This window comes from Georgenia sp. AZ-5 (assembly GCF_043952095.1).
In the GTDB taxonomy this organism is placed as follows: Bacteria; Actinomycetota; Actinomycetes; order Actinomycetales; family Actinomycetaceae; genus Georgenia.
In genome coordinates, this window is record NZ_JBINOU010000001.1 from 172,299 (window position 1) to 196,769 (window position 24,471).

Here is a 24,471-nt window from a genome sequence, read left to right on the forward strand (position 1 = left end):
CCCGGCCGTCAAGACCCCGACCCCGCAGGAGGACCACGTGACCTCGATCGTGGACGCACCGCCCCGGCGCGCCACCGGCGCGCCCCTCGCGCCCAACCCGAAGGGCCACCGCCCGCAGGCGGGGATCGCCGTCCCCGTGCTCGTCCTGGCGGCCCTGCTCACGGCCGCGGCGGTGCCCGCCCTCCTCGCGCCCTCCGGGCCGCTCGAGATGAACCCGACCGCGGCGTTCTCGCCGCCGTCGGCCGAGCACTGGTTCGGCACCGACGAGTCCGGCCGGGACGTCTTCTCCCGCGTCATCCACGGCACGCGCGACTCGCTGCTCATCGGGGTGCTGGCCACCGCGGTCGGGCTCGGCGTCGCCGTCGTCCTGGGAACGCTCGCCGGCCTCGCCGGCCGGTGGGTCGACTTCGGGGTGTCCCGGGTGCTGGAGGTCCTCCTCGCCTTCCCGGGCCTGCTCCTGGCGCTCCTCGTCATCACGATCCTCGGCCCGGGCGTCGTCACCACGACCCTGGCGGTCGGGCTGGCCACCGCGCCCGGCTACGCCCGCCTCATCCGCAGCCAGGTCCTGGCGGTGCGGAGCTCGGGGTTCATCGAGTCGTCCGTGGTGCTGGGCCGGTCCCGGTGGTTCATCGTCCGCCGCCACGTCCTCCCCAACGTCGCCGCCCCGCTGCTGGTGCTCGCCACCCTCGGCGTCGGGCAGGCGATCGTGTGGGCCTCCTCGCTGAGCTTCCTCGGCCTGGGCGCCACCCCGCCGGACCCGGAGTGGGGGGCCATGCTCTCCGCCGGACGCGTCTATCTCGGCAACGCCTGGTGGCTCACCTTCTTCCCGGGCCTCCTCATCGTCGTCAGCGCCGCGGCCACCACGGTCCTCGGCCACACCCTGCAGCGCCGTGGGAGGGAGACCCGATGACCACCACCGACGTTCCCGTGGTCAGCGTCCGCAACCTGCGCGTGACCTTCGCCGGCACGCAGGTCGTGCACGGCGTCGACCTGGACATCCACGCCGGGGAGTGCGTGGCCGTGGTGGGGGAGTCCGGCTCCGGCAAGTCGGTCACCGCCCGCAGCCTCATCGGGCTGACGGGGCAGGGCGCCCGCGTCGCCGCCGACCGCCTCGACCTGCAGGGGGAGGACCTGCGTGGCGCCTCCGAGTCCCGCTGGCGCAAGGTGCGCGGCGCCGGCGTCGGGTACGTCCTCCAGGACGCGCTGGTGTCCCTCGACCCGTTGCGCCGCATCGGCCGGGAGATCGAGGACGCGCTCCGGCTCCACACCCGGCAGCCCGCCCGCCGGCGCCGCGAGGCCGTCCTGCAGCTCCTGGAGGACGTCGGCATCCCCGAGCCGGGCCAGCGCGTCCGGCAGCGCTCGGGCGAGCTGTCGGGCGGCCTGCGGCAGCGCGCGCTCATCGCCTCGGCCATCGCCCTTCGCCCGCCGGTCCTCGTGGCCGACGAGCCGACGACGGCGCTGGACGCCACGGTGCAGCAGCAGATCCTCGACCTGCTCGGCCGCCTGAAGGACCAGGGCAGCGCCCTGCTGCTCATCAGCCACGACCTGGCGGTCGTCGCGCACATGGCCGACCGTATCGCCGTCATGCGGGCCGGGGAGATCGTCGAGCACGGCCGGGCGCAGCAGGTCCTGCACGACCCGCAGCACGACTACACCCGCAGGCTGCTGCGGGCCGTCCCCACCGACCGGCCCCGCGGCACGGCCCTGGCCGACGCGCCGGTGACCGTCTCGCCGCGCCGGCAGGAGCTCGTCGCGGCCCGGCGCGCGGGCGGGCCGACCGTCGCCGGTCCCGTGCTGGTCGGTGAGGGGCTGCGCAAGGTCTACCGGAACCCGGACGGCTCCCCGCGGGTCGCCGTCGACGACGTCTCCTTCGCCCTGGCCCCGGGCACGACCCTCGGCGTCGTCGGGGAGTCGGGGTCCGGCAAGACGACGGTCGCCCGGATGGCGCTGGGCCTGGTCCGGCCGGACGCCGGGGAGGTGCGCCTCCTGGGACGGCCGTGGAGCGTGCTGCCCGAGAAGGCGCGCCGGCCCCACCGCCACCACGTCGCCGCCATCTACCAGGACGCGCTGGGTTCCTTCGACCCGCGATGGTCGGTGGGGCAGATCCTCGACGACGCCCTGATCGGCGCGGACGGCCTGTCCCGCGGCGACCGCCGGGACGAGGTCGCCGAGCTGCTGGGGACCGTGGGCCTGTCCCCCGACGTCGCCCGCCGCAGCCCGCGGCGTCTCTCCGGCGGCCAGCGGCAGCGGATCGCCATCGCCCGCGCGCTCGCCTCCGGGCCGGACGTCATCGTGTGCGACGAACCCGTCTCCGCGCTGGACGTCTCCATCCAGGCCCAGGTGCTGGACCTGCTCGACGAGCTGCAGCGCCGCCTGGGGCTCAGCTACCTGTTCATCTCCCACGACCTGGGCGTCGTCCGGCACGTCAGCGACGAGATCGTCGTCATGGCGGGCGGTCGCGTCGTCGAGACCGGCACGTCGGAGGAGATCTTCGCCAACCCCACCCAGGAGTACACCCGGCGCCTGCTCTCCGCGGCACCGCGGCTGGAGACCCCCGCCCTGAAAGGACTGTCATGACCCTCTCGGACCTCCACCGCCCGCCCACGACGGAGGAGCTGCTGGACCGGTTCCGCCCCGTCCTCGCCGAGATCGCCGCCGGTGCGGTGGAGCGGGAGAGCACCCGCACCCTCGCCCACGACGCCGTCGCGCTCCTGAAGGACGCCGGGTTCGGGGCGCTGCGGGTGCCGCAGGAGTACGGCGGCGCCGGCGCGACGCTGCCCCAGTCGATCCGGCTGCTGCTCGAGCTCGGCGAGGCCGACTCGAACCTCGTCCAGGCGCTGCGCGCGCACTTCGCCACGGTCGAGGGCCTGCTGGCCTCGCCGGACGAGGTGCAGCGGGCCAAGTGGTTCCGGCGTTTCGCCGCCGGCGCGCTCGTCGGCAACGCCACCACCGAGCGGGGCAACGCGCAGGGCCGCAGCAGCACCCGGCTCACCGCCCGGGACGGGCGCTACGTCCTCAACGGCACGAAGTACTACAGCACCGGCAGCCTGTACGCCGACTGGGTCACGGTGCAGGCCGAGACCGACGACGGCACCAGCGTGCGGGCGTCGGTGCCCTCGGTCGCGCCGGGGCTGGAACTGCTGGACGACTGGGACGGCTTCGGCCAGCGGCTCACCGCCTCCGGGACCACCCGGCTGACCGACGTCGAGGTGCTCCCGGACGACGTCGTGCCCGCCCCGCGTGACCGCGAGCCCAGCCACCTCACCCCCTACGTCCAGCTCGTGCTGCTCGTCGCCCTCGGCGGCGTGGCCCGGGCGGCCCGCCGCGACGTCGTCGCCTACGTGCGGGCCCGGAAGCGGGCCTTCGCCCACGGGGTCGGCGACTCCCCCGCACGCGACCCCCTGGTCCAGGAGGTCGTCGGCCGCGTGAGCAGCGCCGTGTTCGCCGTCGAGGCGATCCTCGACGCCGCCGCCCGGGAGGTCGAGCGCGCCGCGGACCGGACGGCGGCCGGCGAGCTGTCCGAGGCCGACGCCGCCGAGCTGGACACCGCGCTGTCGGAGGCGCAGATCGGCGTCGCCGAGCTGGTCCTGGACGTGACCACCCGGCTCTTCGAGGTCGGCGGCGCCTCCGCCGCCTCCGAGTCCCTGCGGCTGGACCGGCACTGGCGCAACGCGCGCGTGCTGGCCCAGCACAACCCGCTCATCTACCGCGCCCGGGCCGTGGGCCAGCAGCGCCTGACCGGCGACCACCGCAGCACCGCGGTCTTCGTCGGCCAGGCCGCCCACGCCGCCCCGCCCGCCGGCGCCCCGTCCTCCCCGGGCGCCGGGGCGCCCACCGACCAGCCCATCAGCTCGACCGAGGAGTCCCGCGCATGAGCCGCCCGCTGCTGTTCAACGCCTTCGTCATGAACACCGCCTCGCACATCCACCACGGCCAGTGGCGCCACCCCGACGCCCGGCAGCACGAGTTCGACGACGTGAACCTGTGGATCGACCTGGCCAGGACGCTCGAGGAGGGCCTCTTCGACGCCATCTTCTTCGCGGACGTCTCGGGCCTGTACGGGCCGGCGGGCGGGCAGTACGTGGACAACGTCCAGGAGGGCCTGCAGATCCCGTCCAACGACCCCGCCGTGCTGCTCGGCGCGCTGGCCACGCACACGAAGCACCTGGGGCTGGCGTACACGTCCAACGTGATGCAGAACCACCCGTTCAACTTCGCCCGGCAGGTCTCCACCCTCGACCACATCTCCGGCGGCCGGATCGCGTGGAACATCGTCACCTCGACCCAGGAGAACGCGGCCCGCAACTTCGGCCTGCCGGCGCTGGTGGAGCACGACGCCCGCTACGACTGGGCCGACGAGTACCTCGAGGTCGTGTACAAGCTCTGGGAGGGCTCCTGGGACGAGGGCGCCCTGCTGAGGGACAAGGAGGGCGGCCGCTTCGCCGACCCGGCCAAGATCCACAAGATCTTCCACGAGGGCCCGCGCTACAAGGTCGAGGGCCCGCACCTGCCGGCGCCGTCGCCGCAGCGCACCCCCGTGCTGTTCCAGGCCGGCGGCTCGGCGCGGGGCACCCGGTTCGCCGCGGAGAACGCCGAGGCGGTCTTCATCATCACGCCCAACCCGGACGTGGCCCGCGACCAGATCGCCCGCACCAAGGACCTCGCCGTCGCGGCCGGACGCGGCCCGCAGGACATCAGGTTCTTCCAGGGCCTGACGCTCGTCGTCGGTGCCACGCACGCCGAGGTGGCGGCGAAGGAGGCCGAGTACCTGGAGCACGCCTCCGTCACCGGCTACCTCACCCACGCCTCGATCGGCATCCTGCCGGACGGGACCCGGCTGCCCGACGACACCCTGCTGAAGGACATCCCGAACAACGGGGGCCACGCCCACGTGGAGTGGCTGCGCCGGGCGACGCCGGACCGCGAGCCCACCCTGGCGGACCTGGCCGGCGCGCGGCTGCGCAACGCGTACTTCGCCGGCACCCCGGACGAGATCGCCGACCACCTGGAGGGCTGGCAGGCGGCCGGGGTCGACGGCGTCAACCTCATGAACCTGCGCCTGCCGGGCACCTACCAGGAGTTCAACGAGCGGCTCCTGCCCACCCTGCAGCGCCGCGGCCTCGCCAAGACGGAGTACGCCGAGGGCACCCTGCGCCGCAAGCTCTTCGGCACCGACCGCCTCGACGAGCGGCACCCCGCCGCACGCTACCGCGGCGCGTTCGCACCGGCCGCCGCCGGGGCGGGCGCACCCGCCCGCTAGGCGCCGCGGCGCCGACCATGCGCCACCGCGGGCGGGGCGTCCCCGCCCCGCCCGCGCGCACCACCCGAAACCGGAGGTCCTTCCCATGAGCACACCCGTCGTCGCCCTGTCGGGCAACCCCCGCGCCGGCTCGCGCACCCGCACCGTGGCCGAGCGGGCCGCGGCACGCGTGGCCGAGCTGCTCGGCGCGCCCGCCCCCGCCGTCGTCGACCTCAGCGAGCTGGCCGGCGAGATCTTCGCCGCCGAGCGGCCGGGGGCGGACGCCGCGAGGGCGACCGTCGCCGCCGCCCGGGTCGTCGTCGTCGCCACACCGACGTACAAGGCCACCTACACCGGGCTGCTGAAGTCCTTCCTGGACCTGTACGGCAACAACGGGCTCGCCGGCGTCGTCGCCGTGCCGCTGCAGGTGGCCGGCAACCCCGCCCACCTCCTCGCCGCCGAGGTGCACCTGCGCCCGCTGCTCGTCGAGCTCGGCGCGCAGGTGCCCACCCGCGCGCTGGTGCTGACCGAGGGGCAGCTCGACGACCTCGACGCCGTCCTCGACGCCTGGGTGGAGTCCCAGGGCGAGACGGTGGTGCGCGCGGCACGCGCCCTCGAGGAGGCGCGGGCATGAGCCAGATCCTCCACCTGCCGCCCGCCCGTGGCGCCGTCGACGCCGACGACTTCAAGGCGCTCTTCCGGCACCACCCCGCCGGGGTCGCCGTCGTGACCCTGCGCGGCCACGGCGGCCCGGTGGGCTTCACCGCGACGTCGGTCATCTCCGTCTCCGCCGAGCCGCCGGTGCTCGCCTTCTCCGTCGCGGCCACCTCCTCCTCCCGCCCCGCGCTGGAGGAGGCCGGGACGGTGGTGGTGAACTTCCTGGCGGAGGACCAGCGCGACGTCGCCGCCCGGTTCGCCACGAGCGGCATCGACCGCTTCGCCGCCGGCGACTGGCACCCGCTGCCCACCGGCGAGCCTGTCCTGGAGGGCGCCACGGCCTGGGTGCGCGGCCGGATCGAGGAGCGCGTGCCGGTCGGGGACAGCCTGCTCCTGACCGCGCGGGCGGTGCGGGTCGGCCACGGCCACCGCCGGGAGCCGCTGGTGTACGTCAACCGCGGCTACCACCGGCTCGGCGAGCACAGCCGGCTGACCTGAGCGTGGGGCGAGGTGACGGCCAGGGGTGCGCGCCCGCGCACCGGCGTGCACCCTGGAGGTGACCCCACGTCTACCGAGGCAGGACGACATGGCCACCTGCGACGTCTGCGGCAACGACTACGAGAAGACCTTCACGATCACGCGCGGTGACGAGTCGGGCACGTTCGACAGCTTCGAGTGCGCGGTGCACGCCATGGCGCCGACCTGCGCGCACTGCGGCTGCCGGGTCCTCGGCCACGGCGTCGAGGTCGGCGACACGATCTACTGCTGCGCGAGCTGCGCCCGCCACGCCGGCCACAACGAGCCGGTCGACCACGCCTGACTGCGCGGCACGCCTTCCGTCGACCTGACAGGCCGGCACACGCCCGCCTGCCGTCGTGCTCGCCGCGTTCACGCGCGGGACGTAGGCCATCCGCGACGGCGAGCCGCGAGCGCTCCTCCCGTTCCGCCCCGGCGACGGCGGCCGCCTGCCATCCTCGAGAGGTCGCCAAGCAACCTCGGCCCCAGGAGGTCCGCCATGACGTACTCGGCCGCGAACCCGGTCGTCTCGGGAGTGCCCTACCTCGTGATCGAGGTGGACGGGGGCAGCCCGGGCGCTGTGGAAGAGCTGACCGGGCGGAGGACCATCACCGTCGAGGGCGCCACGGGCCGCCACGTCGTCTCCGGCGAGGCGGTGCTTCGGGACGACGGCTCCGTGCGGCTGATCGAGAAGGACGCGGGCGCGGGCAAGGACGTGCGCGCATGGCGGATCTACGCCGAGCCGGGGCGCGGGCTGCTGGCGCAGAGCTGACCGTACGGACCCGCGGGGGACGATGCCGCGCGCGATCGTGCTGACCGCGGCCGTGGCTGCAGCGGGCACGTCGGGCCGACGGCGACCCGCTTCATGAGGCCTCTCGCTGCGGGTGCTGGGCCTTCGATCCGTGCCTACGCTCGGAGGACCTCGCAGAGCAACGACGCACAGGAGGGACGTCCCATGACCGAGATGCCGACCGGTGGACAGGGCACGGATGTCGTCGACATCCTCACCAGCGACCACCAGGAGATGCTGGCGCTGATCGCCCAGATCGAGAGCACTGCGGACCCGAGCCAGAAGCGGGACCTGGCCGACACCGTGATCGCCGAGGTGATGCGCCATGCCGTCGCCGAGGAGATGTTCGTCTACCCCGCGATCGAGGAGCACGTGCCCAACGGCAAGGAGGAGGTCGAGCACGACAAGAAGGAGCACGACGAGATCGTGCAGGTGATGAAGCGGATGGAGGACGTCGACGCCTCGGATCCGCAGTTCATGGAGCTGGTCCGGGAGCTGGAGTCGCAGCTGCGCCACCACGCCGGCGACGAGGAGGCCGACCAGTTCCCGAAGCTCCGGGCGAACATCCCCGCCAAGACGCTCGTCGAGCTGGGCGAGAGCGTGGAGAACGCCAAGAAGCTGGCGCCGACCCGCCCGCACCCCACCGCGCCCCACTCCGAGCTGTTCCACAAGACCCTCGGGCCGGGTGTCGGCCTGGTCGACCGGCTCCGCGACAAGCTCACCGGACGGAAGACCGGCTGAGGGAATCACTCGCACGCCGTTCTCGGCGGCGCCGCTGACCCCACGATCCGCGGGGGTGTGCCGACTCCGGCACACCCTCGCGTCGCGGCCCCGCCACCTACCGCAAGCCGGTGCCCGGCCCCGGGCCCGCCGTTCCCCTTCGCGCCAACCGCGGGACAAGTTTCGGACACCCGCCGGCATCGTGGCGATCTGCAGGCACGGCGGCACCGGGGAGCCGGGAACCCGCCTTGAGCCGCCCGGGGGCCGCGCTCACCGGGGCTCGGCGCAGCCTCCAGCCACGCGAGCACGGCCGACCGCGTGCGCCCGTACCGGGCGAAACACGCGAGCAAGATTCGTGACCTGAAAAGGTAACAAAGGGAGATCCGACCGAAATATGGGCTCTCTACGGTCACGGCCATGGATACAGCCCTGGACACGGCGACGGACACGCCCCGGGACACGGCGACGGACACGCCCCGGCACACGCCGCACGGCGGTGCGGCAAGGACCGGCTCACTTGTCTACACCCGGCTGCGGTCCGACATCCGCGCCGGGCGCCTCTCACCCTGGGACCGGCTGACCGAGTCCGGCCTGTGCGCCCGGTTCGGTGTCTCGCGCACCCCGGTCCGCGAGGCGCTCACCCGGCTCGTGGCCGAGGGCCTGCTCGAGCGGCACACCGACGGGCTGGCCCTCGTCGTCCCGGACCTCCCGACCGTCCTGGGCCTGTACGAGCTGCGCCTGACGCTCGAGCTGCGGGGGCTGCGCCGGGTTGTCGAGGGTCTCGTGGAGCTCCACGACACCGGCCTCCTGCTCGAGCAGCGCGCCCGGTGGCGCGCGCTCGAGGCGGCGGCGCCGGCCCCGGCGCCGCGGCTCGCCGCGGACGACGAGCAGTTCCACCTCGCGCTGCTCGCCGCGGCGGGCGAGCCCGTCCTGGTCGACGCGCTGCAGTCGGTCAGCGACAAGATCCGGGCGATCCGGGTGTACGGCTACCTCAGCGAGGCCCGGGTCGCCGATGCCGTCCGTGGACACCTCGAGATCCTCGACCTCGTCCTCGCCCGTGACCTCGACGGCGCCGAGGACGCCCTGCGGCGCCATGTCGAGAGTTCCCGGACCGCCGCCGTCGCCCGGGCGTCCGAGGCCATCGCGGCCCTGCGCATGACCGATGGGTACCGCACAGCCGTGCCCTAGGGGCCCCCCTGACCACCACCATCCGATATTTATCGAGAGGAACACTCATGAAGCACCCCGCCCGCGTCGTCCCCGCCCTCCTGCTCGGGAGCGCGCTCACTCTCTCGGCGTGCACCGGCGAGCCGTCAGCCAAGGCCGGCACGGACAGCGACGACCAGGTCGTCACCATCGCGACCCAGCGCCAGCCGCACCTGTTCGCCCCGTACGTCTACGAGCAGTTCGCGCCGGAGGGCGTGACCATCGAGGTCGTCCCCATGGCGAACTCGACCGACGAGATGAACGCCGTCCTCACCGGTGACGTCGACTTCGCCCTCATGGGGGTGCCCACGGTCATCTCCGGGGTCGCCCAGGGCGAGGACATCACACTCGTCGCCTCGGGCGCCGACGGCGGCAGCGGCCTGATCGGCGACCCATCCATCGCCTCGGCCGCGGACCTCGCCGGCAAGCGGGTCGGCTACGTGCCCGGCTCCTCCCAGGAAATCGCGCTTCGGCTGACCCTGGAGGCGGCGGGCGTGGACCCCGACGCTGACGTCGAGCTCGTCAGCCTCGGCTACGCCGACATGGCCGACGCCCTGGCCCGAGGGGACATCGACGCGTACGCCGGCGCCGAGGTCAACACCTCCATCTCGCTGCTGGACGGCGCCACGGAGGTGGCCTCCATCTACGACACCCCGATCGGGCGCGTGAACATCGGCCTCGCCACGAGCGCGAGTCTGGCCGAGGAGGACCCCGCGCTCGTCCAGCAGATCGTCGACACCCATGCCGCGGCGGTCGAGCACCTTCTCCAGAACCCCGACGCCTGGGTCTCCGGGGTGCAGGAGCAGTTCAGCTTCGACGAGGCGGTCCTCGACCAGGCGATCCAGAACATCTGGCTGCGCTCCGACCTCGACGGCGAGTACCTCACCCAGGTCGGTGAGCTCGCCGACCAGATGGTCGCGCTCGGCACCATCGGCGAGGCCCCGGCCGCCGAGGACGTCATCACCACCGAGTTCGTCGCCGAGTAGGGGGCACGATGACCATGACCACCACACGCGGCGGCACCGTCACTGCGGGAGCCGTGAGCTCCGCCGCACCCGCCGCTCCCCCGGAACGGGGAAAGCGCCGCGCGCCCGGGCTGCGCAAGACCCTGCTCGCGCTGCCCGTCCCGGTCGCGTTCCTGCTGCTGTGGAGCGTGGGCGTCCGGCAGGGCTGGACGCTGCCGCTCGACATCCGCATGGACCAGGTCCCCACGCCCGAGGCGGTCGCCGTCCGGCTGGTCGACCTCGCGACCGGGGGCCTGATCGACGACCCCTACAGCGGCGAGCTGTGGCGCCATGCCTGGGCCAGCCTCGTGCGGGCGGTCTCCGGCTTCGCCATCGCGGCCGTCCTCGCCATCCCGCTCGGCATCCTCATGGGACGGTCGCGCCTGCTCACGCATCTCCTCGAACCGGTCGTCAACCTGGTCCGGCCGATCCCGGTCACCGCGTGGGCGCCGCTGGCGCTGATCATCATCGGGATCGGGGACCGCTCGGCGATCTTCCTGGTCTTCCTGGCGGCGTTCTTCCCGATCCTCGTCAACACCGTCGCCGCCGTGCTCCAGGTGCCCGACCGGCTGCTCGAGGCGGCGTCGATGCTGGGCACCCCGACCTGGCAGCGCCTGTACAAGGTGGTGCTGCCGGCCGCCATGCCGGGCATCGTCAGCGGCCTGCGGGTGGCGCTGGGCCTGGCCTGGGCCCTGCTCGTCGTCGGGGAGATGACCGGCATCACCGTCGGGCTCGGCGCCATGATCACCGAGGCCAAGGTGGTCGCCAAGACCGACCTCATCATCGCCGGCATGGTCGTCATCGGCCTTCTCGGCTTCGCGACGGACCGCGTCCTCGTGCGCCTGATCAAGCTCGCGTCGGGCCGCCGTCCCCTCCTGCGCGAGCAGTCCTGAAGGAGTGAAGACCATGAACCTCGATCCCCAGACGACCTCCCGGCCGGGGGCCATCTCGATCCGCGGCCTTGGCAAGCGCTACGGCACGGGCATGTTCGCGATGCGCGGCGTCGACCTCGAGATCGCCCCCGGTGAGCTGGTGGCCCTGGTCGGCGCCAGCGGCTGCGGCAAGAGCACCGTCCTGCGCCTCCTCGCCGGCTTCGAGACCGCCACCGAGGGCTCGATCCACGTCGACGCCCGCCCCGTCGCGGCGCCGAGCCCGGAGCGCGGCGTCGTGTTCCAGGACTACGGGCTCTTCCCGTGGCTGACGGTGCGGGAGAACGTCGCCTACGGCCTCAAGCAGCGCCGCCTGCCGAGGGTCGAGGTCGCGGCCCGGGCCGACGAGTTCATCGGCCTGGTGGGCCTCACGCGGTTCGCGACCTCCTTCCCGCAGGAGCTCTCCGGCGGCATGCAGCAGCGCGTGGCCATCGCCCGCGTCCTGGCCAACCGGCCCGCCGTCCTGCTCATGGACGAGCCGTTCGGCGCGCTGGACGCCCTCACCCGCGAGCAGCTGCAGAACGAGCTGGCCCAGATCCGCCGCAGCGTGGGCACCACCATCCTCTTCGTCACCCACAGCATCGAGGAGGCGGTCTACCTCGCCGACCGCGTCGTCGTCATGGCCGGCGGCGTCTCGCACGGCGTGCCCGGCCAAGTGCGCGCGGTGGTCGACGTCCCGCTCGGTCAGGAGCGGGACACGACCGCACCGGAGTTCAACGCCCTCGAGCGCGAGATCTCGGGCCTCGTGCACCGCGGGCTGGACCGGGCGGCGTGAGGGTGGCGTCCCGGGCGGGCGACGCGGTCGCACCGCGAGAGGCGACCATGGGCCGGACGACGGAAGGCGCCACGACGACGCTCGGCCTCCTGCTGGCGCTGACGTTCTCCACGGGCGTCATCGACGCCGTCGGCTACCTTGGCCTGGACCGGGTCTTCACCGGCAATATGACCGGCAACGTCGTCATCCTCGGGATGGCGCTGACCGGGGCGGCGGACCTGCCGGTCGTCGGCCCGGTCGTGGCGCTGGCCGGGTTCATGGCTGGCGCAGCGGCGGGCGGCCGCGCCTTGCGGGGCGTGGCGGCCGGCTGGACACCGCGCACCACGTGGCTGCTGACCTCGACGGCGCTCCTCATCCTCGCGGCGGCCGTTGCCACCGTCGCGGCCGACGAGCACACGGCACCCGTCCAGGCCGTGGTCACGACCACGCTCGGGGTGGCGATGGGCGTGCAGGCGGCGGCCGCCCGGCACCTGGCGGTCAAGGACGTCACCACCGTCGTCGTCACCTCGACCCTCACCGGCCTCGCCGCCGACTCGTGGCTGGGGGCCCGCACCGGGCAGCGGTGGCGGCGCCGGGCGGGTGCCGTCGTCCTCATCGGGGCCGGCGCGGCCGCCGGGGCCCTGCTTCTCCTCGCCCACATCGCCCTGGGCATGCTGCTCCCGTTTCTCATCACGCTCACCGTGGCCCTCGTCGGTCACCGGGGGGCGCAGCGTCCCGGTCCCGAGCACGCCGCCGCCGCGGGCCCCGCCCACCCCCTCACCACCGACCAAGGGAGCCGACTGTGACCACCCTGACGACCACGGTCCCAACCACACCCCTCCAAACGGGCGCCGGGCCGATCCGCGCCCGCCACTACCTGCCCGCCGACCCGGGCACCACCCTGTGGGGCCGGCTCCCGTGCGCCGCCGACAGCCCCGTGCTCACTGTCGAGCCCGGCGCCGAGGTCACGATCGACACCCTGAGCCACGAGGGCATCCTGGAGGACCAGGGCCGCGACCCCCGGGCCTTCTTCACCGCCCAGGGCGTGGACCCGGAGCTTCTGCTCGACGACGCCGTGGCCCTCGCCGCCGCCGACGTCGCCCGCGACCCGCACGTCGACGGACCGCACGTGGTCACGGGCCCCATCGAGGTGCGCGGCGCCGAGCCGGGAGACCTGCTCGCGATCAGCGTCGTGGAGCCCCTCCCCCGCGTGCCGTACGGCGTCGTGTCCAACCGGCACGGCCGGGGCGCGCTGCCCGGCGAGATGCCGCTGGGCGCGGCGAACGTCTCCGTCCTCGCCCGCGCCGAGACCGCGCCCGACGGCGTGGCCGTCGGCGTGCTGCCCCTGGCCCCCGGCGGCGAGCGCCAGGCGCGCTTCCCGCTGCGGCCGTTCCTGGGGATCATGGGCGTCGCCGTCGCGGACGGGACGCGCCCGCACTCCGTGCCGCCGGGGAGGCACGGCGGCAACATCGACATCAACCTCCTGACCGCCGGCGCCACCCTCTACCTGCCCGTCCAGGTCCCCGGCGCGCTGGCCTACGTGGGCGACCCGCACTTCGCCCAGGGCGACGGCGAGGTCGCGCTGACCGCGATGGAGGCCTCCCTGCGCGCCACGGTGCGGCTCGACGTGGTCTCCCGCGAGGCGGCGCTGCGGCGCTTCGGCGAGCTCCTCGGCCCGGTCGCGGAGACGACCGACTACCTCGTGCCGACCGGCATGGACGAGGACCTCGACGAGGCCGTGCGCCGGTGTGTGCGCGCCGCGCTCGCCCTGCTCGGCGCCCGCTACGGGATGGACCGCACCCTGGCGTACGCCTACCTCTCGGCCGCGACCGACTTCAACATCTCCCAGGTGGTCGACCTGGTCAAGGGCGTCCACGCCCGCATCCGGCTCAGCGACTTCGGCGGTGCGGCATGAGCGGGACCGCGCTGGCCGTCGTCGCGGCGGCGGAGGTGCCCGTCCACGTGCCCGACGGCGAGGCCGTCCCCGCCGGGCTGCTGGAGCACTTCTGGCGCTACGAGCGGGCGCTCATGGCCGACGATCTCGCCGAGCTCGACCGGCTCTTCCGCCCCGGGCCGTGGACCATGCGCGGTGACGGCGCGGGCCTGCTGGTCGGCCACGAGCGGATCGGCCGGTTCCGGGGCGGCCGCGGGGGCGCCCCGACGCGCCGGGTCCTCGCGGTGCACGTGCGCCTGGCCGGCCCCGACCACGCCCTCGTCGTGGCGGAGACGGCGCCGTCGCGGGGCGGGCGGGGCCAGCAGACCCAGCTCTGGCGCCGCACCGGCGAGCGCGCCTGGGCGGTGGAGGCGGCGCACGTCTCCGCCCCGGCGCCGGCCATCGACCCCGCCGTCTGGCGCGTGGTCGGCGATCCTCTCGTCGGGGCCACCGGGGCGGGGGCGCTGTCCGGGCTGACCGTGGCGGTCAAGGACGTCTTCGCGGTGGCAGGGCACGCCGTCGGCGGCGGGGTGCCCGACTTCCTCGCGAGCGGGCCCGTGCAGTCCCGTCACGCCCCCGCCCTGGCGGCCCTGCTCGACGCCGGCGCGTCGGTCCGCGGCATCGCCCGGACCGACCAGCTCGCGTACTCGGTGGCCGGGCGCAACGCGCACTACGGCACGCCACCCAACGTCGCGGTGCCGGGGGCGCTGCCGGGCGGTTCCTCCAGCGGCCCGGCAAGCGCGGTCGCGCTCGGGCAGGCGGACGTCGGCCTGGCCACCGACACCGCCGGGTCGATCCGGATGCCGGCCTCGTACCAGGGGCTGTGGGGGCTGCGACCCACCCACGGGCTCGTCACGGTCGACGGCGTGCTGCCGCTCGCCCCGACGTTCGACACGGTGGGCTGGATCGCCCGGGACGGCGCCACGCTCGCGACCGTCGCGGGCGTGGGGCTCGACGCCGCCGGGCAGCGCCCGCTCCGCCCGGCGGACGCACCGGCCGAGGTCCTCGTCGCCCCGCAGCTGGTCGACCGTGCCGAGCCGGGGGTCCGGACCGCATTCGGGGCCGCGGTCGACGCGCTCGCCACCGCCGGTGCGCTCGCAGGAGTCCGGCACGTCGACGTCGGTGACATGGAGGAGCTGTACGAGGCGTTCCGGATCGTGCAGGCGGCGGAGGCGTGGCGGTCCCACGGCGCATGGCTCACCGCCCACCCCGGCGCCGTCGTCGGGGACGTCGCCGAGCGGTTCGCCGACGCCGCCGCGGTGACACCCGGGCAGGAGGCGCACGCGCGCGAGGTCCTCCGCGAGCGCGCGGCCCGGATCGCGGCGGAGCTGGCCGGCCGGGTGCTGCTGCTGCCGTCGGCCGCCTCCGTGGCCCCGGCTGCCGACGCCTCCCCTGCTGAGGTCCAGCGCGCCCGGGCCGCGACCCTGTCCATGACCTGCGTGGCGGGCGTGCTCGGGGCCCCGGCGCTCTCGGTGCCGCTGCTGCACGTCGACGGCGCGCCGGTGGGGTTGTGTCTGGTCGGACCGCGTGGCACCGACCTCGCCCTGGTCGAGCTCGGACGGCGCCTCGCCGGGGTGTAGCCGCGCCGGGCGCGCCGTGCCGGTGCCCCGCCCGTCGTCGTCGCAAGTCACCGCGGCAGGGCAGAGTGTGCCCATGTACTTCATCGGCATCGATCTCGCCTGGGGGGAGCGTCAGCCAAGCGGCGTGGCCGTCCTGGACGGCGACGGGCGGCTCGTCCAGCTCTCCGCGCAGACCACGGACGAGACGATCGGTGCCGCGCTCGCGCCGTACCGTGAGGACCCGGTCCTGGTGGCGATCGACGCGCCGCTGGTGGTCACCAACCCCAGCGTCAACCGCCCGTGCGAGGCCGCGTTGAACCGGGACTTCGCCCGGTTCGACGCCGGCACCCACCCGGCCAACACCGGCAAGCCGGAGTTCGCCGGCACCCCTCGCGGCGCCCGGCTGGCCAAGGCCCTCGGGCTGGACATCAATCCCGCCTCGGGCCGGCCCCGGCGCGCCATCGAGGTCTATCCCCACCCGGCCACGGTGGCGCTGTTCGGGCTCGGCCGGACGCTGAAGTACAAGCAGAAGCCGGGTCGGAGCGTCGCCGAGCTGCGCGAGGCGATGCTGATGCTGGTGCACCACATCGAATCCCTGGCCGACGCCGAGACGCCGATGGTCGTGACTGAGCACCCGGGCTGGCGCGAGCTGGTGGCCGACGTGACGTCCGCCGAGCGCAAGAGCGAGCTGCGCCGGGCGGAGGACCAGATCGACGCGGTCCTGTGCGCCTACGTCGCGCGGTACGCGGTGGCCCACCCCGAGCGCACGACGACGTACGGGGACCTCGCGACCGGGTACATCGTCACCCCGACCCTGCCGGCCGGGCTCGTGCCCACCCCGCGCGAGAATGCCGCACCGTCCCGCGCGGGGGCCGCTGCGGACCCGGTCCGAGATGCGGTGCGGGCCTACGCGGCGCAGCGGCCGGAGCTCGAGCGGATCACGGCGCAGTACGTCGCGCTGATCACCGGGCTCCTCGACGACGCGGGCATCAACTACCACGCGGTCACGGGGCGCACCAAGAGCGTCGCGTCCTTCGCCGGGAAGGCCGCCCGCACCCTCGACGGCGAGCCCGTCTACTCCGACCCGCTCCGCCAGATCACCGACCAGATCGGCGTGCGGATCGTGACCTACGTGCTCAGCGACGTCCAGGCCGTGGTGGAGCTGCTTGCCGACCAGCTGTCGGTGCTCGAGGACCGGGACATGGGCCTGGAGACGGCGCAGGAGGGCCGGTTCGGCTACTCCAGCCGGCACGTGCTCGTCGCGCTCGACGCGGCCCGGGCGGGCGCTCCCGATCACATGGATCTGCAGGACCGGAACGCGTCGGTGCAGGTCCGCACGATGCTCCAGCACGCCTGGGCGGAGTTCGAGCACGACATCCGTTACAAGGGGACCGTGCCGGAGGCGGATGCCCCGGACCTCGACCGGCGCTTCACGCTGGCCGCCGGGCTGATCGAGCTCGCCGACCGGGAGTTCTCGACGATCCGGGACCGGCTGCAGGAGAGCATGACGGACCAGGAGCCCCAAGTCGACGAGGCGGACCCGCGGATCAGCGCCCAGGACCTGGCCGCGTTCCTGGCCGGGCGGTTTCCCGACGCCGGCTGGTCGCGGACGGACCACTACGAGTGGGTGTCCGGGCTGCTGCTGGAGCTGGGCGTCACGTCGCTGCAGGAGCTCGGGGAGGTGCTGCGGCCGGTCGACAGCGCGTCGATCAGCGAGCGGATGGGCTACCGGTACCCACCCGGCGCCGTCCGCCGCCTGGACGACGCACTGCTCGTGGTCTTCGGCGACCGGTACGTGAGGATGCACGGCAACGCCAGGCGGGCAGAGGCGCTGCGCGCCCGGCTGGAGAAGCTCAAGGGCTGAGCGCGAATACCACACACTCCGGTCAGGCACCCCCCTCGGACAGGCGGGCCTGGGCGTAGGCGGTCATGGCATCACGCTGGTAGGCGGCCAGCCCCGCGACGACCTCGTCGAAGACCTCTCGGCTCCGGTCGTCGCTCAGGAGCGCCTCGCCGAGCGCGGTGAACGTGGTGGCGTCGACACCTCCGTACTGGTTCGCCGCGCGGTAGTACCAGTCGAGCTCGTCCAGAACGGCTGGGTCGCTCGGGGGTTTGCCGGCGACCATCAGCTCGGCCAGGCGAACCATGCGGTCCGCCATCTCGCGTTCCTCGCCCCGGATCTGCTCGGGCCACGCGGCCCGGCGTTCGGTCGTCGGCGCGAGTCGGTCCAGCAGTGCTTCCGGGCGCTTCACCCGGCGTCTTCCCCAACGCATCGCCACCGCCTCGACAGAGTGAGAGGTCAGTACTTCCACCGCTGGTTGGCGCCGCCCCACCAGTCCCACTGCTGGATGAGCGCGCCGTTGCCCTCATCGATCCCCGCCACCTCGATGACCTTGCCGCTGTGCCTGGCGGTCAGCTTCAGCTCACCGATGCCGTAGGGCTCGGGACGGAACTGCTGGTTGTCGCCGCCCCACCACTCCCACTGGTGGATCACGGCACCGTTCGCCGTCGACAGGTTGGCCACGTCGAGCACCTTCCCGCTGAGCTGCGAGACGATGCGGGCGTAGCCGCCGCCGGTGGGCTCCAGCCGCCACCGCTGGTTGCCGCCGCCCCACCACTCCCACTGGTGGATCACGGCACCGTTCGCCGTCGACAGGTCCTTGACGTCGATCACGCGGTCGCTGTGCCTGGCGAACAAGCCCCGGGCCGGGGCCCGGGCGAACGTCACGCAGTACACCCACTCGTTGGCGCTGTCGGTGTGGCTGGCCGAGAAGCCGAGGTGCGTGTACGCACCGTCCTCGATGATCTGCCGGTGGGGTGGGCTGCCCATCCACCAGTTGAAGGGCGCGTCGCCGTTGAGGAGCGCGCCTCCCCAGTAGAGGATCTCGCCGGTGCGCTCGGGTCGCCAGCCTGCCTGGAGGGCGGCGGCGGTGATGCGCTCAGCTGGGGTGGTGCGGTTGTCGGAGCTGATGTGCGCGTTGCGTGCGGGGGTCTTGTACACCCAGGGATTGGCCGACATGTCCGAGGTGTGCCGCCCTGCGGCGGACGACAGGTCTGCGTCGACGAAGACGGGGAGAAGGCCGAGCGCGGCTCGGTGCCGGTTGATGTGGCCCTGGGTCGCCACCCCCGTCAGCGGCACGCCGAAGAGCAGGTCACCGAAGCCGACGGTCATGCGGCACCGCCTGCTCGGACTCGGTGACCGCTCCGTCTCCCGGCTCGCACGGCGGGTCTGGAGTCCGGCGCCATCATGTGCTCCTCCTCGACACCGGGCCAGGATCCTCACCCGGCGTTATCCGCGCATTACTACTGGCGACGGCGTCGAGGACGTTCTCCCTTGGCGACGCCGCGTTCCGCAGCCGCGTGACCACCGCGGCCTGCCCGCGGGCGCCGCCGTATGGCAACAAGTGGCAACCATGGGGCGCGCGTGCCGTTGCGGACCATGATCGTCGGGGCGGGACGGGGGTCGTCGGGGCGCGCGGGAGCGTCCTCGGCCACCACGGTCCCGACCCGCGGGCACGCGTCCGTGTGCACCGAACACCGTCGTTCTCGGGGGAACCAATGACACAACTTCCACAACGTCGTCCGATGCGAGCGGCGCTGGCTGCGGCCTGCGTCGGCGCGCTGGGTCTGACGCTGGCCGCCACGCCGGCCGCCGCGGGCCCGGCAGGTCCGGCAGGTCCGGCAGGTCCGGCAGGTCCGGCCGCGGACCCGATCACGGGTTCGCTGACCGCCGTCCCGCAGGTCGAGGGGCCCGTCGCGGAGACCGCGGACAGCTACATGTGGTCCACGATGGAGCGCGCCCGGGTGCCCTTCGACGTCGCCGACCGCGGCTACGTCGAGGAGGAGTACTTCCTCTCCGGCACCGCGAACGTCTACGACAACGCCGGCGGCGGGCTGCAGGTGGTCACCGAGGCCGTCCCGTACGTCAACAACATCCTCGTGCGCCGCCCGGCCGAGCGTTCCGACTCCTCGGGCGTCGTGCTCGTGGACATCCTCAACGCCTCCAACGGCTTCCCGGGCGAGGACCACTGGCGCCGGATGTGGGACTGGGCGATGGAGGAGGGACACACCGTCATCGGGGTGACGTCGAAGCCGATCCAGGTGGACGCGCTCAAGAACTTCGACGCCGAGCGTTACGCGGACCTGACGTGGGACGTCGCGGATGTCGAGCGCGAGCCGATCCTCGCCGACCCGGCGAACCCGCGCTCGTTCGACCCCTTCATGCTGGTGCCCGGCGCGGAGGAGGGTCTCGCGTGGGACATCCTCACGCAGGTCGGCACGCTGCTGGACAGCAAGGACGGGCGGGCGGTCCTCGGCGGGCAGAAGGCCAAGACCGTGCTGCTCATGGGCCAGTCCCAGTCCGGCATCTACCTCAACACCTACGCCACCAACTTCCACGAGGCGGTGAGCGAGGCCAACGACGGGCCCGTGTTCGACGGGTACCTGAACACCGTCGGGGCGGTCCTCGAGCGACCGCTCCGCCAGGGCGAGGACGGTGGCTTCGTCACCCTGCCCGGCTCGGAGCCGGAGCTGGACGTCCCGTTCATCACCGTCACCGCCGAGGGCGACGCCGGCCTCTTCGGCGCCGCGACGCTCGCCGAGAAGGACCTGCCGGACAACCGCCGCCACTGGCAGGTGCCGGGCACCCCGCACACGGACCTGCTCTCCCCGGTGATCCCGGCCGACGAGGAGATCTACAAGGCCGGACGGCTGCCCAACACCCAGGTCCACGACCCGGCGTTCCGCGAGTCGCTCAACCCCTACCCGCTCGAGCCGACGATCATCGCCGCCGCCGAGGCCCTCGTCGCCTGGTCCAAGACCGGCGAGCCGGCCGCGCCCTCGCAGTGGTTCGACCAGGCCGGCGGCACGCTGGCCCGGGACGGGGCCGGCAACGTCACCGGCGGCGTGCGCTACGGCCTCATCGAGCACCCGCTCGGGCAGTACCTGGGCGGCGCCGCCCCCGGCGCGGTGTACGGCACGGTCGACCTCATCTCGGCGGAGGAGTTCGCGCAGACCTACGGCACGCGGGAGGACTACCTCGCGCTCGTCGCGGAGGTCGACGCCGCCCAGATCGAGGCCGGCTACCTCACCGAGTACGGCGCCGACTACCTCGCCGGCGTGGCCAACACGCTCATGGACCGGATCGGCGTCCCCGCCGCCGACGCCGACGCCCGCGACGGCGTCCCGCCGGGCCACGGGGGCACCCCGCCCGGGCACGGCGGCACGCCGCCGGGCCAGGCAAAGAAGTAAGAGTGGGCGTGCGGCCACCGATCCACACGGGGTCGGTGGCCGCGCCCGTGCCCAGCGGCCCACATGGGCTCGGGCGGCCTGGGCACCTATCCGGAGGAGGACCCGGGCATCCCCGAGCTTACTCGGGAGCAGCTGGCCGCCGGCATCGGTGAGGCGCACAAGTTCCGCAAGCGCACCGCCACCCACGCCTACAGCACCGAGGCGATCCGCAACGCCGTCGATCGAGCACGGCGCCTTCATGGACGAGGGCGTCATCCCCGAGATGGTCGCCCGCGGCACGGCGTACGTGCCGACCCTGTCCTCGGTCATCGCCATCGCCTACCGGCACAAGGTCGCCGGAAGCACGGACATGTACGAGGCGATCATGACCGACATCGTGGGCCGGCACATGGACAGCGTGCGGATGGCCTGGGCGGCCGGGGTGCCGGTGGCCACGGGCACGGACACCAACGGCGAGGTGGTCGAGGAGCTCGAGCTCCTCGCCGAGGCCACCGGCGCAAACCCGCTCGACGTCCTGCCCGCCGCGACGTCCGTGGCGGCCGAGGTGGTCGGGCTCGGCGGGACCACGGGGGTGCTCGAGCCGGGCCTGGCGGCGGACGTCGTCGTCGACGGCGACGTGCGCGCCGGGTTCGAGGCGCTGTGGCGCCCCCGGTGGGGGGTCCGCGACGGCGTCGTCTTCGACGGTGCGCCGATGCCGCTGGGGCTGCGGCTGACGGAGATGCGCGCGGCCCAGGGCTGATCAGACGTTGCGACGGGTACCTGCGGCCGCTGGAGTCACGCGGTTCCTCCGCGACCGTCACCAGCGCCTGACGGCACGGAGTTCGCGACTCCCCACACGATGCAGAGGACCAGCACGGTGACGACGTCGGTCCGACCGTCGGCGAAGGGCGGTCGGACGAGCACGCCGGCCCGGCGCAGGCAGGCGGCGGACGAATTCGGCCGCGACAGCGGGTGCTGCCCAACGTCGGCACCGCCGTCGTGTATCCGGCGCCCGCAAACGAGTGGATCTGCATCCCAGGCCCCATGGCCACAGCGCCGCTTCGCGCTGGAGCGCTCTGCCTCGTGATGAGTGAGCCGAGCAGTAGCGAGGCCGCAAACTCTTGGTTCTCAGACGCGGCGCTCGGAGACACTCATCGACTCGCCCGAGCACGAACAAGTCAGAGGGTGGTCGTGGCTGGGCCTTCTGTATGACCGCTGGCTCTGGCGGCGGCCCGCCGTCGGCGGTCCAGCGAGTCCATGACCGGCCCCGCAGTGACGCCGTGCAGGACCACCGAGCCGGCGACCACGAGGCCGACCACCTGCCAGAGACTGCGCGCCTCTGGGAAGTTCGCGTGTCCGAGAGCGTAGGAGAGGTAATACAAGGAGCCGATCCCCCGGATGCCGAAGTAGGAGATGGCCGCGCGGTCGAATGGTCCGGTCCCTCCGCGGGTCAGCGCGACCCAGCCGGCGAGGGGACGGACCACCAGGAGGATGAGGACTGCGACCAGCACGTGCTGCCAGCTCATGCCCGCCAGCAGCCCCCGCGCGATCGCCCCTCCAAGCAGGACCAGGATGATGATCGTAAGCAGGCGCTCAAGTTGCTCGATGTACTGGTGCAGAACCCTGTGGTACCCGTGCTGGCGCTCCTCGTTGCGGATGACGCACGCGCAAACGAAGACCGCCACGAACCCGTACCCCTCGACCAGTTCGGCAAGCCCGTACGCGGCGAAGGTACTCGCCAGCGCCACGAAACCCTCGCCGTGCTCTGCCAGGCGGTACCGGCGGGAGGGGGCGGCGAAGAAGAGCTTGCCAAGCAGCCAACCCAGCCCGGCACCGATGCCCACCCCGGCGGACAGCCGCCACACGACATCGACGAGCACCCACTCGCCACCCCAGGCGCCCAGCGGTGCTACGCCGGCGGCCGCGATAGCGATCGCCGCGTAGATGAAAGGAAAGGCGAGGCCGTCGTTGAGGCCCGCCTCGGAGGTCAGGGCGAACCGGATCTCATCTTCCCTCTCCGGATCATCGGACGGCTCACCGACCTGGACCTCCGTTGCCAGCACCGGGTCCGTGGGCGCCAGGGCGGCGGCGAGCAGCACCGCGGCTGCCACCCCCAGGCCCAGCAACGACCAACCCAGGACCCCGATGGCGAGCATGGTCAGCGGCATCGTGATCCCCAGCAGTCGCCAGGTCGACATCCACCGGCGCCAGCCCACTGGGCGGTTCAGCGCCAGGCCGGCTCCCATCAGCGAGACGATCACACAGGCCTCGGTCAGGTGCTCCGCCACTCCCGGGTGATCCAGCGGGTCTGGAGTAGGCAAGGAGTCGATGACTGCGAACCCGGCCACCCCAGCGCCGACAAAGACCATCGGCATCGACGCGGGAGCACCCGCCAGCATCCGCGGCAGGACCGCGGCGAGCAGCGCCGCCACCCCCGCCGCGGCATACACGAGCCCGGTCGGATCCATCGCAGACCGCCCCTCTCCCCGCCAGCCATTGCCGGCCGACACTCAAACGCACCACATTCCCGGCCCCCTCGGCCGCTCACGCCCCACCGAAGTCGTTCGTGGACCCGGCCACGGGGAACTCACGCCCGAGGCCTTCCGCACGCCAGTCTTCGACCGCCGCAACTGCAAGGCACAACAGATAAGGCCTGCACGCCTCCGGTGCACCTCAGAACCGCTGGCCGGCTGACCCGGACCGCCACCATGACGACGGCACCGACCAGGAAGTCCGGCGCAGATGGACCCGATCGCAGACCTGCCGAGCGATCGTCTCTGATCCCGCAGCACCCCGCCTGGGGAGAGCCCCTGGGCGTGTGCGAGAGTACGCCCGCCACGTATGAGATCCCCACGCCAGCAGGGTGGTGACTCGCCGTTGAAGGTGGCGTGTGGCGCACCCATGATCCGCAGCCAGCTCAGCGGCGGGCCCACCGCCGACCGGGCGCGGCACCAGGTGCGGCTCCGGCATCGCGGCGACCATCTCCCGCACCTCGGCCAGGTCGGTGATGCTCGGGTCGAGCCAGTCGGCGAGCATGTCCGCCGGGACGATGCCCAGGGACCGGTCGTGCACGTGGCCCAGGGCGTCGGAGGCCGTGGTCGTCAAAACCGTGTTGGTTCACCGCCACCGATCCGGGTGGTCCTCCGGCAGCTCGCGGTCCTTCCACCACTCGTACAGGCCGGCGAACGCCAACGGGGCGCCGTGCGCGGCGTGCAGGTAGTGCGGCTGCTTCTTACCGCCCTCGAGCTTCTGCCACTCGGAGTACCCATCCGCCGGCACGATGCACCGGCGCTTGGCGGCCGCGGCCGTGAACGACGGCTTCTCGGTGATCGTCTCCGAGCGGGCGTTGATGAGCTTGTTGCCGATCGCTGGGTCTTTCAGCGTGACCGTTGCGTGAGGGCGGGGCGGCCGTGGATCACCTTGCTCCTCGGTTACGGTGCACTTATTACCGGCGAGAGCAGGGTCCCGATGCGCGCGACGTGGCGAGCAGCCCTCAATGGGGCGATCGGCGGCGCGGCGGCCGCCGCACTTCTAGGACTGGCCCTCGCCCTGATGGCATTGTTCACCGGCGGCTCCGTGGCCCTGCCAGGGCTGATCAACGCGGCTGGCGGGATGACCAATGGGGCCGCCTCGGTGGAGTTCACCGTGGGGTGGGTGGTGCTCGCCGCCGCAGCAGCAGCCGGTGCTCTGTTCGAGGTCCTTCGGACCCGCGGGCGAGACAAGAAAAACAGCTGACCCTGACCCCTCTCGCACGTCCGGCCGTCAGCGACCCTTCGGGTGCCGTCGGTCCCAGGACATGCGGTCCCGCTCGTAACGTTGCTGCGCACGCTCCCAGGAACGGTCTTCGACCCCGAAAGGTGTGTGTCCATGCTCAAGGCAGTAACCGGAGATGGCGTCGTCTCCGGAGTCATAGCTGCCGGCGTTGCAGTTGACGC

At 73.3% G+C, this 24,471-nt stretch carries 23 protein-coding genes and 1 pseudogene; 20 read left to right on the forward strand and 4 right to left on the reverse strand.

Going from position 1 to position 24,471, the window contains the following annotated elements:
- Positions 1 to 37 precede the first annotated feature (37 nt).
- From ACF0H8_RS00895 to ACF0H8_RS00975, 17 genes are all read left to right on the forward strand, one after another.
- Positions 38 to 910, forward strand: coding sequence for an ABC transporter permease (locus ACF0H8_RS00895; protein ID WP_395287113.1), 873 nt, complete (start codon positions 38 to 40; stop codon positions 908 to 910).
- Positions 907 to 2,577, forward strand: coding sequence for a dipeptide ABC transporter ATP-binding protein (locus ACF0H8_RS00900; protein ID WP_395287114.1), 1,671 nt, complete (start codon positions 907 to 909; stop codon positions 2,575 to 2,577). The genes ACF0H8_RS00895 and ACF0H8_RS00900 overlap by 4 nt, the downstream gene beginning before the upstream one ends.
- Positions 2,574 to 3,875: an acyl-CoA dehydrogenase family protein gene (locus tag ACF0H8_RS00905; RefSeq protein ID WP_395287115.1), complete on the forward strand. Its 1,302-nt coding sequence runs from the start codon at positions 2,574 to 2,576 to the stop codon at positions 3,873 to 3,875. The genes ACF0H8_RS00900 and ACF0H8_RS00905 overlap by 4 nt, the downstream gene beginning before the upstream one ends.
- Positions 3,872 to 5,260, forward strand: a complete 1,389-nt coding sequence (locus ACF0H8_RS00910; protein ID WP_395287116.1) for an LLM class flavin-dependent oxidoreductase — start codon at positions 3,872 to 3,874, stop codon at positions 5,258 to 5,260. Before ACF0H8_RS00905 ends, ACF0H8_RS00910 begins: the two co-directional genes overlap by 4 nt.
- Positions 5,261 to 5,345: 85 nt before the next feature.
- On the forward strand, positions 5,346 to 5,873 hold the full coding sequence (locus ACF0H8_RS00915; RefSeq protein WP_395287117.1) for an NAD(P)H-dependent oxidoreductase: 528 nt from the start codon (positions 5,346 to 5,348) through the stop codon (positions 5,871 to 5,873).
- Positions 5,870 to 6,394, forward strand: coding sequence for a flavin reductase family protein (locus tag ACF0H8_RS00920; protein WP_395287118.1), 525 nt, complete (start codon positions 5,870 to 5,872; stop codon positions 6,392 to 6,394). Before ACF0H8_RS00915 ends, ACF0H8_RS00920 begins: the two co-directional genes overlap by 4 nt.
- Before the next feature lie 88 nt (positions 6,395 to 6,482).
- Entirely contained in the window at positions 6,483 to 6,716 is a 234-nt protein-coding gene (locus ACF0H8_RS00925; RefSeq protein ID WP_395287119.1) for a hypothetical protein, read from the forward strand.
- A gap of 195 nt (positions 6,717 to 6,911) precedes the next feature.
- Positions 6,912 to 7,184, forward strand: coding sequence for a hypothetical protein (locus ACF0H8_RS00930; RefSeq protein ID WP_395287120.1), 273 nt, complete (start codon positions 6,912 to 6,914; stop codon positions 7,182 to 7,184).
- Between the two features lie 183 nt (positions 7,185 to 7,367).
- Positions 7,368 to 7,943: a hemerythrin domain-containing protein gene (locus ACF0H8_RS00935; RefSeq protein ID WP_395287121.1), complete on the forward strand. Its 576-nt coding sequence runs from the start codon at positions 7,368 to 7,370 to the stop codon at positions 7,941 to 7,943.
- 396 nt (positions 7,944 to 8,339) lie between these two features.
- Positions 8,340 to 9,110: a GntR family transcriptional regulator gene (locus ACF0H8_RS00940; RefSeq protein WP_395287122.1), complete on the forward strand. Its 771-nt coding sequence runs from the start codon at positions 8,340 to 8,342 to the stop codon at positions 9,108 to 9,110.
- 47 nt (positions 9,111 to 9,157) lie between these two features.
- Positions 9,158 to 10,114, forward strand: coding sequence for an ABC transporter substrate-binding protein (locus ACF0H8_RS00945; protein WP_395287123.1), 957 nt, complete (start codon positions 9,158 to 9,160; stop codon positions 10,112 to 10,114).
- A gap of 14 nt (positions 10,115 to 10,128) precedes the next feature.
- Positions 10,129 to 11,025: an ABC transporter permease gene (locus ACF0H8_RS00950; protein WP_395287124.1), complete on the forward strand. Its 897-nt coding sequence runs from the start codon at positions 10,129 to 10,131 to the stop codon at positions 11,023 to 11,025.
- A gap of 13 nt (positions 11,026 to 11,038) precedes the next feature.
- The gene (locus ACF0H8_RS00955) at positions 11,039 to 11,836 is read left to right on the forward strand and encodes an ABC transporter ATP-binding protein (RefSeq protein ID WP_395287125.1); all 798 of its coding nucleotides are present in this window, start codon (positions 11,039 to 11,041) and stop codon (positions 11,834 to 11,836) included.
- A gap of 47 nt (positions 11,837 to 11,883) precedes the next feature.
- Positions 11,884 to 12,621 (forward strand): DUF1275 family protein, encoded by a 738-nt coding sequence (locus ACF0H8_RS00960; RefSeq protein ID WP_395287126.1) that lies wholly within the window; start codon positions 11,884 to 11,886, stop codon positions 12,619 to 12,621.
- 5 nt (positions 12,622 to 12,626) lie between these two features.
- Entirely contained in the window at positions 12,627 to 13,730 is a 1,104-nt protein-coding gene (locus tag ACF0H8_RS00965; RefSeq protein WP_395290786.1) for an acetamidase/formamidase family protein, read from the forward strand.
- Positions 13,727 to 15,328 carry an AtzH-like domain-containing protein gene (locus ACF0H8_RS00970; protein WP_395287127.1) on the forward strand — a complete coding sequence of 534 codons (1,602 nt, stop codon included), beginning with the start codon at positions 13,727 to 13,729 and terminating at the stop codon, positions 15,326 to 15,328. The genes ACF0H8_RS00965 and ACF0H8_RS00970 overlap by 4 nt, the downstream gene beginning before the upstream one ends.
- A 73-nt stretch (positions 15,329 to 15,401) precedes the next feature.
- Complete coding sequence (locus tag ACF0H8_RS00975) at positions 15,402 to 17,171, forward strand: DUF429 domain-containing protein (protein WP_395287128.1); 1,770 nt, start codon at positions 15,402 to 15,404, stop codon at positions 17,169 to 17,171.
- A 22-nt stretch (positions 17,172 to 17,193) separates the two neighbouring features.
- Here ACF0H8_RS00975 and ACF0H8_RS00980 read toward each other — a convergent pair whose 3' ends face one another.
- Positions 17,194 to 17,559 (reverse strand): TipAS antibiotic-recognition domain-containing protein, encoded by a 366-nt coding sequence (locus tag ACF0H8_RS00980; RefSeq protein ID WP_395287129.1) that lies wholly within the window; start codon positions 17,557 to 17,559, stop codon positions 17,194 to 17,196.
- A 47-nt stretch (positions 17,560 to 17,606) separates the two neighbouring features.
- The gene (locus ACF0H8_RS00985) at positions 17,607 to 18,479 is read right to left on the reverse strand and encodes an RICIN domain-containing protein (RefSeq protein WP_395287130.1); all 873 of its coding nucleotides are present in this window, start codon (positions 18,477 to 18,479) and stop codon (positions 17,607 to 17,609) included.
- Positions 18,480 to 18,892: 413 nt separating this feature from the next.
- Here ACF0H8_RS00985 and ACF0H8_RS00990 point away from each other — a divergent pair, with 413 nt between their 5' ends.
- Together ACF0H8_RS00990 and ACF0H8_RS00995 are read left to right on the forward strand one after the other, a co-directional pair.
- Positions 18,893 to 20,557: an alpha/beta hydrolase domain-containing protein gene (locus tag ACF0H8_RS00990; RefSeq protein ID WP_395287131.1), complete on the forward strand. Its 1,665-nt coding sequence runs from the start codon at positions 18,893 to 18,895 to the stop codon at positions 20,555 to 20,557.
- A 148-nt stretch (positions 20,558 to 20,705) separates the two neighbouring features.
- Positions 20,706 to 21,296: an amidohydrolase family protein gene (locus ACF0H8_RS00995; RefSeq protein WP_395287132.1), complete on the forward strand. Its 591-nt coding sequence runs from the start codon at positions 20,706 to 20,708 to the stop codon at positions 21,294 to 21,296.
- Positions 21,297 to 21,714: 418 nt separating this feature from the next.
- Here ACF0H8_RS00995 and ACF0H8_RS01000 read toward each other — a convergent pair whose 3' ends face one another.
- Positions 21,715 to 23,004, reverse strand: a complete 1,290-nt coding sequence (locus ACF0H8_RS01000) for a cation:proton antiporter (protein WP_395287133.1) — start codon at positions 23,002 to 23,004, stop codon at positions 21,715 to 21,717.
- 205 nt (positions 23,005 to 23,209) lie between these two features.
- Positions 23,210 to 24,034: pseudogene (locus tag ACF0H8_RS01005) on the reverse strand (SOS response-associated peptidase).
- Here ACF0H8_RS01005 and ACF0H8_RS01010 point away from each other — a divergent pair.
- Entirely contained in the window at positions 23,957 to 24,271 is a 315-nt protein-coding gene (locus tag ACF0H8_RS01010) for a hypothetical protein (protein ID WP_395287134.1), read from the forward strand. The pseudogene ACF0H8_RS01005 and the gene ACF0H8_RS01010 overlap by 78 nt on opposite strands.
- The last annotated feature ends 200 nt before the right edge of the window (positions 24,272 to 24,471 follow it).